Consider the following 12,030-nt stretch of genomic DNA (forward strand, 5'->3'; position numbering starts at 1 on the left):
AGCCGCCTGACGGGGGGATGCCTTGCGCACTCCGAGCGATCCCGCGCTCTTCCGCGCCTCGTTGGCCCCGCTGTGGCTGGCCGTCGCCGGCTTCGCGGTCTTCGCCACCGACGCGCTGACGCCGCCGTGGTTCCCGCACGGCACCGTCTACGTCCCGCTCGTGCTGGTGGCCGCGCTGATCGGCGGGGTCCAGCTGCTCCGGTTCGCGATGCTCGCGGCGGTGCTGGCCACCATCGTCGGCGGCGGACTGACCTACCTGGCCAGCTCCGCCGGCGACGGCAACCTGATCGCGCTGGACCGGTCGATGAGCCTGCTGGCCATCGCGGTGTGCGGTGTCCTCGCCGAGCGGATGGTCCTCGGCCGGCTGGCGCTGGTCGAGACCGCGGAGGCGCTGCGCTGCGAGAAGGCGGCCGGCGAGGAGAGCCACCGGCTGCTGGCGCTGGCCGGTGAGATGGGCAGCTTCGGTGGGTGGACGCTCGACCTCGCCACCGGTGAGGTCGCCTGGTCCGACGCGGTCGCCGCGGTCTTCGGCGAGGAGCCGGGCTCCACGCCGTCGCTGGACCAGCTCGCCGCGCAGTACTCCCCGGAGGAGCGGGCCCGCCTGCTCGCCGCCGCCGACCGGTGCATCGCCACCGGCGAGCCCTACGACCTGGAGCTGCGGCTGGAGGCGCGCGGCGACCGGCCGGCGAAGTGGGTCGCCACCTCCGGGCGAGCGGTGCGCGACGCGGCCGGCGAGGTGGTGCGGCTGGAGGGCTCCTTCCAGGACATCTCCTCGCTCAAGGCCGCCGAGGAGGTCGCCGAGAGCAGCCGGCGCCGGCTGGAGGTGATGGCCGACTCGATGCCCCTGATCGTGTGGGGGGCCGACCCGACCGGCGAGCTGGACTACTTCAACGAGCCGTTCGAGGACTACACCGGCCGGGACCGCCGCTCGATGGCCGGCTCCGCGTGGCTGGAGCTGCTGCACCCCGACGACCGGGATCGGGTCGTACACGAGTGGCGGCACTCGGTCACCACCGGGGCACCGTACGAGACGGAGTTCCGGGTGCGCGGCCGCGACGGGGTGCACCGCTGGCACCTGGTGATGGCGCTGCCCGAGCGCGGCAGCGACGACGAGATCGTCGGCTGGTGGGGCTCGGCGGCCGACATCGACGAGCACCGGCGGCTCGAGGCGGAGTCCCGCGAGCTCGCCGACCGGCTCGCCGGGACCCTGGAGAGCATCGCCGACGGGGTGCTCACCGTCGACAGCGAGTGGCGGTTCACCTTCCTCAACAGCAACGCCGAGCGGATGCTTGGGCCGAGCGAGGAGCTGCTGGGTAAGGTCTTCTGGGAGGTCTACCCCGAGACGCTGGGGACGGTGTTCGAGGAGTCCCACCGGCGTGCGGTGGCCGAACGGCGCACGGTCCGGTTCGAGGCGTACTACGGCCCGCTCCGGGCCTGGTACCAGATCAACTCCTACCCCCACGACGGCGGCGTCACGATGTTCTTCCGCGACACCACCGAGCAGCGCGTGCTCGCCGAGCGGGCCGCGCAGGCGCAGCGGATGGACTCGCTCGGCCAGCTCACCGGCGGCGTGGCCCATGACTTCAACAACCTGCTGACCGTCGTACTCGGCAACGCGGAGGCGCTCGCGATGCAGCTCGAGCCGGAGGACCCGCGGCACGAGCTGGCGACGATGATCGTCGACTGCGCCGAGCGCGGCGCGGACCTGACTCACAACCTGCTCGCGTTCGCGCGCCGGCAGCCGCTCGAACCGGCCCCGGTGGACGTCACCGCGCTGGTCGCCGGGATGGAGCCGGTGCTGCGGCGGACCGTCGGCGAGACCGTCGAGGTGGTCCTCGCGCTCGGCGCGGACCTGCCCCGGTGCATGGCCGACGCCGCCGAGCTGGAGAGCGCGATCCTGAACCTGTGCATCAACTCCCGCGACGCGATGACCGCGGGCGGCCGGCTCGAGATCGCCACGGAGCTGGTCGACCTCGACGAGCGGTACGCCGTCGCGCACCCCTCCGCCGTCCCCGGGTCCTACGTGCGGGTGACCGTTTCCGACACCGGCCACGGGATCGCCGCGCGCGACCTCGACCGGGTGTTGGAGCCGTTCTTCTCCACCAAGCCGTTCGGCAAGGGCTCGGGTCTGGGCCTGCCGCGGGTGCACGGGTTCGTCCAGCAGTCGCGGGGGCACCTGGCGATCGAGTCCACGGTCGGGGTCGGTACCTCGGTGGCTCTGCACCTTCCGCTGGCCGGTGCCGGGGAGTCCGCCGGTGCCGGTTCCGGCCTCGGCACCGGGGCGGCGGCTGCCGGGACCGAGTGCTCCGGCGTGCTGGGCCCGTCGGACGCGCCCGCGGCCGGGGCTCCTGGCGGACGACACCGGTCTGCCGGGCCGGCCGTGGAGGGCAGGACCGGGACCGTGCTGCTGGTCGAGGACGACGCGGAGGTGCGGCACAGCGTGGCGCGGCGGCTCCAGTCCCTCGGGTACGACGTCCAGGTCGCCGCCGCGGGACACGAGGCGCTGACCGTGCTGGCGACCGAGGAGCCCGTCGACCTGCTGCTGACCGACGTGATGCTCGCCGGCGGGATCAACGGTCCGCAGCTCGCCGAGCAGGCCGAGGAGCTCCGTCCGGGGCTGCCGGTGCTGTTCACCTCCGGCTACACCGACGAGGCGCTGTCGCTGGGCCGGCCCGGCTCCGTCGTACCCGTCCTCGCCAAGCCCTACAGCACCACCGCGCTCGCCGACGCCGTGGCGGACGCGCTCGGGGCTCCCACCGGGCGTGGCCGATGAGCACGCTCCGCTCGGTCCCGCCGGAGCGGGCCCGGCTGCTGGTCCTCGACGACGAGGACACCGTCGCGCAGACGCTGCAGGTGATCGCCGAGGCGGCCGGGCACCACGCCGCGTTCACGACGAACCCGGCGGAGTTCCTCGACCTGCTCGACTCGTGGCGGCCCACGCACGTCGCGATCGACCTGGTGATGCCCGACACCGACGGGCTCGAGGTGCTCGCGGCGATGGCCGAGCGCGACTGCCAGTGCCAGATCATCATCTCCAGCGGGATGGGCAACGAGGTGCTCGCGGCCGCGCAGCGCTTCGCGGCGGTGCAGGGCCTCTCGATCGCCGGCGTGCTGCGCAAGCCGTACCGCGCCTCCGCGCTGACCGACCTGCTCGAGCAGCCGCCTCCGCAGCCTCCTGCCCGGCCGGCGACCTGGGCGGCCGCCGACCCACAGCCGGTGCCGGTCACCTCCACCGACCTGGAGCTGGCGCTGAAGCGGGACCAGATCCACGTCGTCTACCAGCCGAAGTTCGCCTGCTCGCCGACCGGCGGGCTGGTCGGCTTCGAGGCGCTGGCCCGGTGGACCCACCCGCGGCGAGGGCCGGTGTCGCCGACGGTCTTCGTGCCGCTCGCCGAGCGGTACGGCCTGATCGGCGACCTGACCACCCGGGTGCTCGACGAGGCCGGGTCCTGGCTGGCGAGCCTGCCGTCGGAGCGGCTGACCCTGGCGATCAACGTGTCGGCGGTGACGATCGGGCAGCGCGGGTTCGCCGAGTCGCTGAAGAAGTGCTGCGCCAGCCACGGCGTGGACGCCGAGCGCGTCGTGCTCGAGCTCACCGAGACCGTCGCGCTCGAGGACGACATCGACGTGCTCGCCCAGCTCACCCGGCTCCGGCTGGCCGGGTTCTGCCTGTCGCTGGACGACTACGGCACCGGCCACTCGACGATGGCGATGCTGGCCCGGCTGCCGTTCTCCGAGATCAAGGTCGACCGGTCCTTCGTCTCCTCGCTGGCCTCCCGTCGCGACGCGCAGGCGATGGTGAAGTCGGTGATCGACCTCGGCCAGAGCCTCGACCTGCGCACCGTCGCCGAGGGCGTCGAGGACGAGGAGACCTGGAAGCTGCTGTGCAGCCTCGGCGCCGACGTCGCGCAGGGCTACTTCCTCGGGCTGCCGATGAGCGCCGACGAGGCACGCGCCCTCGCGCTCGGTGAGGCCGGCGGCATCGCCTGAGGCTGGGCGCCCGGTCCGAGTTTTCCCATGTTGGCTAGGTAAACCGGTACGTGGCACGGCAAATTTGCCGTGCTAGGTGGGGTTTTCCCACGTCAACTTGGGAAAACTCAGGGGCCCCTCACAGCAGCGAGCGGGCCGCCTCCCCGGCACGAGCGCCGTACCCACCGCCGAACAGCGCGGCGTGCACGAGCAGCGGGAACAGCTGGTGCAGCGCGACCCGGTCCTGCCAGCCCTCGGCGAGCGGGTGCGCCTCGTCGTACGCGTCGAGCACTCGCTGCAGGTTCGGCAGCCCGAACAGCGCCAGCATCGCGAGGTCGGTCTCCCGGTGACCGCCGTACGCCGCCGGGTCGACCAGCCAGCCGCGGCCGTCGTACCCCCACAGCACGTTGCCCGACCACAGGTCGCCGTGCAGCCGGGCCGGCGGCTCGGGCGGGCCGGCGAGGTCGACGATCCGGTGCACGACCTCCTCGACCGACCCGGCATCGACGTCGCTGATCGCATCCCGGTCGCGGGCGAGCTTGAGGTAGGGCAGGATCCGCCGGGTCGCGAAGAACTCCGGCCAGGTCGGCGCCGCGCGGTTCGGCAGCGGCAGGGTGCCGATGTAGCCGTCCTCCTCGGCTCCGAAGGCGGCCGCTCCCGCAGCGTGCAGCGCGGCGAGCCCGCGACCGAACGCCTCGGCCGCCTCGAGGCTGGGCCGGCCGGTCTCCACCCAGGACAGGATCAGGCAGTCCGGCTCGGCGGCCAGCACCGTCGGCACCCCCGGCCCGTCGGAGACCGAGCCGAGCCAGGTCAGCCCGCGTGCCTCGGCCGGGAAGAAGTCGGCCGGCGCGTGCGGCTTGGTCTTCACCAGCGCCGAGGAGCCGTCGGAGAGCCGGAGCCGGGTCGCGGTGCAGATGTCGCCGCCGGCGACCGGCGTGGTGGCCACGACCGCCGTGCCGAGCAGCTCCTCCGCCCGGTTCGCGATCGTGCCCATCCGTGCCACCTCAGGCGCCCCCGAGGTGCCGTTCGCTCTGCGGCTCGAGGACCCGCTCCAGCGCCGCGACCAGCGCGTCGGCGGTGCGCTCGACGGTCGCGAGCACGTGGGTGAACCCGTCGTCGCCGCCGTAGTACGGGTCGGGCACGTCCCGGTCGCCCCCGCGCGCTCGCGGGTCGAAGTCGCGGAACATCCGCAGCCGCTCCGGCTCGGGCTCGCCGATCGCGCTCAGGTCGGCGTGGTTGGAGCCGTCCATGGCCAGCACCAGGTCGGCCTCGTCGTGCCAGTGCGACTCGAACTGGGAAGCACGGTGCTGCGAGCCGTCGTACCCCGCCGACGCCAGCGCCGCCGCCGCGCGCCGGTCCATCGGTCCGCCGACGTGCCAGTCGCCGGTGCCGGCGCTGACCACCTCGACCCGGTCGTCGAGCCCGGCCCGCGCGAGCTTCTCCTCGAGCACCACGTGGGCCATCGGGGAACGGCAGATGTTGCCCAGGCAGACCACGGCGATCCGGTACGGCGAGCCGTCGGCGCGTCGCTTCGGGGGCAGCAGGTCGAGGGCCTCAGTCACGGGGGAGCACGGCCTCCAGGATCCACGAGGCGATGGTGATCACGATCGCGCCGAGTACGGCGGTCCAGAACCCGTCGACCTCGAACCCGAGCCCGACCTCCTCGGCGATCCAGCCGGTCAGCATCAGCATGCCGGCGTTGATCACCAGCAGGAACAGACCCAGCGTCAGGATGATGAACGGGATCGAGAGCACCTTGAGGATCGGCGCGATGACGGCGTTGATGACACCGAAGATCAGCGCCACCAGGACCATGGTGATGACCTTGTCCTCGGTGGTGGCCTCGGTGATGCGGATGCCGTCGATCAGCCATGCCGCGGCAGCGAGCGCGAGTGCGTTGACGACGACCCAGATCAGGAACCTCACGCCTCGATACTGCCAGACGCCGGCGCCGCCGCGGGCGGGGTCGGGCGCGCGGGGCGTGACAGCCGGCCGACTTGGCACGACGAACTGGCACTGGGCACGGGTTGCGCGCCATGCCGAGTGGCTGATTCCCACGTTAACTTGAGAATCAGCCACGGGCCCGGGCCCCCAGCTCACTCCTCGGTCAGGTGCAACGCGTCGAGCATCGACGTCTCGGCGTGAGCGAGGTGCTCCTCGAGCTCGGCAGCGGCGGCGTCGACGTCGCCGGCCTCGAGCAGCTCCAGCAGCGCGCCGTGGGAGTGCACCTGCTCGGGCGCGTTGCGGCGGATTCGGTCCACCTTGGCCAGGCCGAGCCGGATCTCGGCGTACAACGCGTCGGCCAGCGCGACCAGCCGCGGCGACTCGGTGAGCCCGGCCAGCGCGCGGTGGATCGCCAGGTGGGCGGCGGTCAGCTCACTCGGCGACGCCGACGACCCCGCCAGTGCGGAAAACGCCGCGAGCGCCTGCCGTACGGCGTCCCGCGCCTCCTCCGACGCAGCAGCCCACCGGCGCACCCCGGCCACCTCGAGCACGGCGCGCGCCCGGCCGACGTCGTGCACCGCCGAGGGATCGAGCTCGGTGACGAACACGCCGCGGTTGGGCTCGCGGGTGGCCAGCCCCTCGGCGACGAGCACGCCGAGCGCCTCCCGGATCGTGGAGCGCGACACCCCCATCGCCTCGGCGAGCGCGGTCTCCCGCAGCGGCGTACCCGGCCCCACCTCACCGTCGAACAGCGCCCGCCGCAGCTCCTCGGCGACCCGGTCGACGGTGGAGGAGTGCTCGAGGCTGAGCGTCCCGAAGGGCCCGTCGGAGCCCGGTCCGTCAGCCATCGCCTGCCCTCTCGTCGCACCCGCCGGCACCGCCTGAGCAAGACCCCGCGACACCCCGAAACGACATTGTCCGACAAAAGTTGACGCCGAGGCCACCCCGGCCCCACACTGAGATCGCCCGATTGTCCGACAATCAGGCAACGAAGAAGCCAAGAGCAGCGTCACGGACCGAACAGGCCCGTGACGCTCCGTCTTCACGAGAGACGACCCGAGAGGCAGAGAGGGAGGCGAGATGGGACAGCAACTGCAGTGGGGCCGCCGGTACCTGATGGTGGAGCCCAACCACTTCCGCGTGGACTACGCGATCAACCCGTTCATGGACGTCCACGACCAGCCCGACCACGTGCGCGCACGCGAGCAGTGGCTGGACCTGATCGCCGCGATCGAGGCCGCCGGCGGCGAGGTCGAGGTGCTCGAGCAGCGCCCCGACGCCCCGGACATGGTCTACGCGATGAACCTCGGCCTGGTCGTCAACAACCCCGAGCGCCAGCGCGTGATGCTCTCGCACATGCGCTACGCCGAGCGCCGGATGGAGACGCTCACCGCGGCGCCCTGGTTCGAGCAGGCCGGCTTCGCGACGTCGTACGTCGGTCGCGACGGGATCGGTGCGCACTTCGAGGCCGGCGACGCCTTCGCGTGGGACGACGCGCTGGTCGTGGGCTACGGCCCGCGCACCGAGCACCTGGGCCTGAAGTACCTCGCGGTCGGGATGGACCTGCGCGTGAGGGGCCTGCGGATCACGCACCCAGGGATGTACCACCTCGACCTGGCGTTCTGCCCGCTCGACACGACCCGCGCGATGGTCGCGCCGTCGGCGTTCGACGAGGAGTCCGCCGCGGCCGCGCTGGCGATGGTGCCCGAGCCGCTGGTGCTCTCCGAGGAGGAGGCGCTGACCTTCGCCGCCAACTCGATCGTCGTCGACAACACCGTGATCATGCCGACCACCTCGGCCCCGCGGGTGGTCGACCAGCTCGCCGACTGGGGCTTCGAGACCGTGCTGGTCGACGTCAGCGAGTTCCACAAGGGCGGCGGCTCGGTCCGCTGCCTGACCAACCCGATCGACGTGGTGGCCGGCCGCGACCTGCCGGTCGTGCGCGGCGGGGCGGTCGTCCTGCCCTGACCCAGCCGGGCAACGCCCTGGGAAGAAGCAACGACCCGCGCCGAACTGCTTCAGCGCGGGTCGTCTGCTTCGTGGCCGGCCTGTGTTGGGAGGAAGCCCGGAGGCTCACACAAGCCGGCCAAGACGTGCCGGAGGGCGCGTCCGGCCCCGACGGTGCTTGACGCTCCGCCGGGACCGGCACGGTGGTCCCCCCACCTCCACCAGGCGGCTCCGGGACTGCTGCGCCGGCGTTCTCGACGCCACGCGCTGCCACCCCGGCGAGACAGTTCGATGACCCCCATCAGGTAGCCGGCTCGAATACCGCCTTGGTGTGGCGATCCGGTTCAAGACCCCCCTCGTTCCGGTCCGCCTGCGTCTATCTTGGGGCCTTCGACGACGGAATGAGAAGCCAAAAGGGCCGATCTGCCCCGATCTCGTCATCAATGACGTCCCCATACCCCAGGGTCGTGACCCACTAGGACTACTGGGGTCGGACCGATCGTCCGACTCTGGGGCCGGTGTCCCGCTCGTCCCGGTTGCTCCTGTCTGGACCGGGCACGAACTCGTTGCTGGGACGGGTGTGGTCAGGAGTCGCTCTTGGGGTTCCTGCGGCGGCTGAGCAGCTCGCTGAGGTCGGTGATCGCGGCCTCGCTCGGGGAGGCGGCCTCGCGGTTGGAGTCGGCGAGCTCGACGAGGAGCTCCTTGCGTCGTACGGCGACCTCGCGGGGTGCGTCGACACCGATGCGCACGACGTCGCCACGGATCTCGAGGACCGTGATCACCACGTCGTCACCGATGACGACGCTGTCGCCGACGCGCCGGCTGAGCACGAGCATGGACTACTCCCTGTCGAGGTGATGGACCTGCAGGGTCACAGTCTGCCTGCTTTACGCCTCCGGCGCGTGGTCGGGGACCAGCGGCGTGCGCACCGACAGCGCAGGGTCGTCGAGGACGACCTGCGCGGCGAGCCGCTTCTTGTGGTTGACCACGACCGGCGCGACGAGGTTCGCGGTGGCGTCGGCGAGCCCCTGGCCCAGCGTCACGATCACCAGTGCGAGCAGGTCCTCGCCGGTCTCGGCCTGGAGCAGCTCGGCGGCGGCGTCGGGGATCTCGGGGGCGTACTCGGAGAAGAACAGCACCGGGGGTACGACGACGAACCGGACGGTCTCGTCCTCCAGCGAACGCAGGTCGTAGATCGCACCGTCCTCGTCGTGGCGGGCCAGCGCGAACGAGCGCAGCTCGGGGAAGCCGAGCATCGGCCCGACCATGTCGAGGACCGGGATGTCGGTGGACGCCGCGTCCGTGGAGCTCAGGTCGGTGGAGGTCTTCTGCATGGGAGGGGTCTCCTGCGAGCCGGTACCAGTGGTGAGGATGGTCATGGTGCGGGTCCTTAGCGGAGGAAGTCGAGGAGGGACGGCTGGATCACCCGGGCGGTGGCACCGAGCGCGGCCTGGTAGGCGACCTCCTGCATCTGAAGATCGACGATCGCCTTGGCGATGTCCACGTTCTCCACCTCCGAAAGCATGGCGGTCATGTCGAGCTCGGCGTTCTGGGCCTTGGTCTGCGCCTGCTCGACCCGACCGTAGCGGGTGCCGACGTCGGCCAGCGCGGTCATCATCTTGTCCATCACGCCGTCGAGCTGGGCGAGCTGGGGTCCGGGGCTGCCACCAGAGCGGATCGCCGTGACCGCGTCGTCGAGGACCTTGAACAGGTCGGTCGTGCCCGAGGAGAATGCCTCCGGTCCGACCGTGTTCACCGCAACGGTGACGCCGTCACCCACGGTGCGCTCGATCGTCGACGGAGCCGGCTGGCCGAGGTAGGCACCGGTGGCCGGGTCGTAGGCCCGGGGCAGGCCGGTGGTGCCGCCGAACAGTGGACGGCCCATGTGCTGTGTGTTGGCCGCGGCCAGCAGCGACTCGCGCAGCTGCTCCAACTCCTTCGCCAACGCCTCGCGGGACTCGGGGCCCTGAGTCCCGTTGGTGGCCTGCACCATGAGGTCACGGGAGCGTCGGGTCTGGTCGAGCATCGAGCTCAACGTGTTGTCCGTGCGGCCCAGCCAGCTCAGTCCGTCGGAGGCGTTGCGGGCGTACTGGGTGTCGGCGGCCATCTGCTCACGCAGTCGCATCGCGGTGTTGGTGCCGGTGGGCGAGTCGGAGGGCCGGTTGATCTGGCGGCCGGTCGAGATCTGCTCCTGAGCCTTGGCGAGCCGACCGAAGCTGGTCTGCATGCCGGCCAGGGACCGTTCGGTCATCAGCCTCTGGGTGATCCGTAGCGAGCTCATCAGCGCGTCAGCCCCGTCCGGTTGATGAGGGTGTCGAGCACTGAGTCGAGTGCCGTGATCACCCGCGAAGCGCCTTCGTAGGCACGCTGGGCGGCGAGCAGGTTCACCATCTCCTCGTCGATGTTGACCCCCGCGAGTGACTCGCGGGACGCGTCGACCTGGGCGGTGAGCACGCGCTGGTTGTCGGCGAGTCGCCGGTCGGATGCGACAGACACGCCGAAGTTCGTGACCAGACTGCGGTACGTCGCTGCGCCGGCGTCCACCACGGCGAGGCGGCCGGCAGCCGAGGCGTCAAGGCGACCCTTGCCGGCGTCCGCCGCGGCCACCCGGCGGGCATCCGTGACCACGAGTTGGAGCGACTCGGCGGTCGTGCCCGCCGGGTCGAAGAAGGCCCCGCCTACGGCGCCGTCAAGGTCGAGTGCAGCGTCGTGGACGGCGTTGACGTCCGCGACCAGCTGACCGACGAACGTGTCGAGCTTTGCGAGGTAGGCCGGCAGGTCCTCGTTCATCAGGTCCCGCGCGGCGCCCATCTCCCCGCCGAGCGGTTCGGTCGCTGGAATCGGCGTGCCGTCGACAGAGATGATCACGGTGTCGGTCGTCGTTCCGGACATCGCCGGCGGGGCGCTAAAGCCGATCTGCTTGTACGTCGTCCCCTCGATCAGCGGCTGACCGTTGAGCGTGATGTCGAACATCGTGGTCTCGTGGGTCTTGCTGACCTGCGCACCGGTCAGCTGGGAGAGGCGCAGGGCCAGCTGGTCGCGCTGGTCGAGCAAGGTGGACGCGTCGTTGCCGGCCATGTGCGCGGACTGGAGCGCGCCGTTGAGGGCGGCGAGGTCGCGCACGATCGTGTTGGCCTCTTCGGTCGCGGCGTCGAGACGGGCACGCTGGTCGGACCACTCGGTGGTGACGGCCGTGGCCTGCGCCTTGACCGACGCCTGCAGGGTCTGCGCACGGCCGAGGAGCTGATTGCGGGCCGCCTCGTCGGCTGGATTGTTGGCGACGTCGTGCCACCCCTGCTTGAAAGCGGAGAGGGCAGCGGCCACGCCGTTCTCACCCGGCTCGCCGATCGTGGTCTCGAAGCGCACCAGCGACGCTGCGCGTGCATCCAGGTAGGAGAGGGTCGAGTTCTCCAGCCGTGAACGCTTGTCCAGCAGTGGGTCGACCATCCGGTCGATCCGGGCGGTCTCGACGCCTCCGGCGGAACCGCTCCACGTCGACCACAGCGCCTGTACTGCAGGGGCTCCCGTCGCCTGAGCGTGCGCGGTCCGGCGGCTGTAGCCGGCGGTGTTGGCGTTGGCGATGTTGCTGCTCGCGACGTCCATCGCGATCCGGTTGTGGCGCAGCGCGGACAGGGCGCCACCGAAGGACGAGAACGTCCCGCTCATTCAGATGCTCCGATCCACGAGGGTGCGCCGGCGCTCGGTGACCGTCGAACCGTCAGCGGTGTAGGTGCTGGGGGTGTCGGACAAGGACAGCAGGGTTGCCTTGGCGGCCTGGTAGCCCGACGTCAGCAGTTCGCGGTTGTTCTCCGCCATCGCCTGGATCTCCTCGGCGACGGTGGTGAAGCTCTCGCGGTGGTCCAGCCAGATGCCGCGCCACGGCTCGTCGCAGGCCTCGGCGATCTCGCGGAGACTCGGGTTGGGCTGCAGCCCGAGGGTCGCGGCGAGGGCATCGGCCTCGACCGCGCGAACGAGCTCGATCTCGCGGATCGCATCGAGCACCTCCTCGATCTCGCGGGCGGCAGACGACAGCCAGCGGGTGCGGCCCGTGGCCAACACGAGCTGCTCGACCTCGAGCTTGAACAGCAGCGTCTCCAGCAGCTCACGCTCGCGCCAGAGGACAGCGGACAGGTCCTCCATCGACATGGTGCTTCTCTCCTCCGGCGGGGG

General features: G+C 71.5%; 12 protein-coding genes. 3 read left to right on the plus strand and 9 right to left on the minus strand.

Going from position 1 to position 12,030, the window contains the following annotated elements; all coding sequences use genetic code 11:
• The first annotated feature begins 22 nt into the window (after nucleotides 1-22).
• Both ACYVIH_RS02525 and ACYVIH_RS02530 read left to right on the plus strand, forming a co-directional pair.
• Entirely contained in the window at nucleotides 23-2,773 is a 2,751-nt protein-coding gene (locus ACYVIH_RS02525) for a hybrid sensor histidine kinase/response regulator (RefSeq protein WP_460865605.1), read from the plus strand.
• On the plus strand, nucleotides 2,770-3,990 hold the full coding sequence (locus ACYVIH_RS02530) for an EAL domain-containing response regulator (protein WP_460865607.1): 1,221 nt from the start codon (nucleotides 2,770-2,772) through the stop codon (nucleotides 3,988-3,990). The genes ACYVIH_RS02525 and ACYVIH_RS02530 overlap by 4 nt, the downstream gene beginning before the upstream one ends.
• A gap of 118 nt (nucleotides 3,991-4,108) precedes the next feature.
• Here the strand turns inward: ACYVIH_RS02530 and ACYVIH_RS02535 are convergent, their stop codons facing one another.
• The 4 genes from ACYVIH_RS02535 to ACYVIH_RS02550 form a co-directional block, all read right to left on the minus strand.
• Entirely contained in the window at nucleotides 4,109-4,963 is an 855-nt protein-coding gene (locus ACYVIH_RS02535) for a fructosamine kinase family protein (protein ID WP_460865609.1), read from the minus strand.
• 10 nt (nucleotides 4,964-4,973) lie between these two features.
• On the minus strand, nucleotides 4,974-5,531 hold the full coding sequence (locus ACYVIH_RS02540) for a low molecular weight protein-tyrosine-phosphatase (RefSeq protein ID WP_460865611.1): 558 nt from the start codon (nucleotides 5,529-5,531) through the stop codon (nucleotides 4,974-4,976).
• Nucleotides 5,524-5,895, minus strand: a complete 372-nt coding sequence (locus tag ACYVIH_RS02545; RefSeq protein WP_460865614.1) for a phage holin family protein — start codon at nucleotides 5,893-5,895, stop codon at nucleotides 5,524-5,526. Before ACYVIH_RS02545 ends, ACYVIH_RS02540 begins: the two co-directional genes overlap by 8 nt.
• Before the next feature lie 170 nt (nucleotides 5,896-6,065).
• Nucleotides 6,066-6,761 carry a GntR family transcriptional regulator gene (locus tag ACYVIH_RS02550; protein WP_460865616.1) on the minus strand — a complete coding sequence of 232 codons (696 nt, stop codon included), beginning with the start codon at nucleotides 6,759-6,761 and terminating at the stop codon, nucleotides 6,066-6,068.
• A gap of 232 nt (nucleotides 6,762-6,993) precedes the next feature.
• On the opposite strand from ACYVIH_RS02550, the gene ACYVIH_RS02555 reads away from it, so the two are divergent.
• The gene (locus tag ACYVIH_RS02555) at nucleotides 6,994-7,881 is read left to right on the plus strand and encodes a dimethylarginine dimethylaminohydrolase family protein (protein WP_460865618.1); all 888 of its coding nucleotides are present in this window, start codon (nucleotides 6,994-6,996) and stop codon (nucleotides 7,879-7,881) included.
• Nucleotides 7,882-8,444: 563 nt separating this feature from the next.
• Here ACYVIH_RS02555 and csrA read toward each other — a convergent pair.
• Genes csrA through ACYVIH_RS02580 form a run of 5 tightly spaced genes read right to left on the minus strand, consistent with a single transcriptional unit; the run spans nucleotide 8,445 to nucleotide 12,006 of the window.
• A complete protein-coding gene (gene csrA / locus ACYVIH_RS02560; RefSeq protein ID WP_460865620.1) occupies nucleotides 8,445-8,696 on the minus strand; it encodes a carbon storage regulator CsrA in 252 nt (83 codons plus the stop codon).
• A gap of 51 nt (nucleotides 8,697-8,747) precedes the next feature.
• Nucleotides 8,748-9,239 (minus strand): flagellar assembly protein FliW, encoded by a 492-nt coding sequence (gene fliW, locus ACYVIH_RS02565; RefSeq protein WP_460865622.1) that lies wholly within the window; start codon nucleotides 9,237-9,239, stop codon nucleotides 8,748-8,750.
• Between the two features lie 11 nt (nucleotides 9,240-9,250).
• Nucleotides 9,251-10,141, minus strand: coding sequence for a flagellar hook-associated protein FlgL (gene flgL / locus ACYVIH_RS02570; RefSeq protein WP_460865624.1), 891 nt, complete (start codon nucleotides 10,139-10,141; stop codon nucleotides 9,251-9,253).
• Nucleotides 10,141-11,526: a flagellar hook-associated protein FlgK gene (gene flgK / locus ACYVIH_RS02575; RefSeq protein WP_460865626.1), complete on the minus strand. Its 1,386-nt coding sequence runs from the start codon at nucleotides 11,524-11,526 to the stop codon at nucleotides 10,141-10,143. The genes flgL and flgK overlap by 1 nt, the downstream gene beginning before the upstream one ends.
• Nucleotides 11,527-12,006 carry a flagellar protein FlgN gene (locus ACYVIH_RS02580; protein ID WP_460865628.1) on the minus strand — a complete coding sequence of 160 codons (480 nt, stop codon included), beginning with the start codon at nucleotides 12,004-12,006 and terminating at the stop codon, nucleotides 11,527-11,529. It abuts the gene before it with no gap.
• Nucleotides 12,007-12,030: the final 24 nt, after the last annotated feature.

The sequence above is a fragment of the Nocardioides pakistanensis genome (assembly GCF_054781215.1).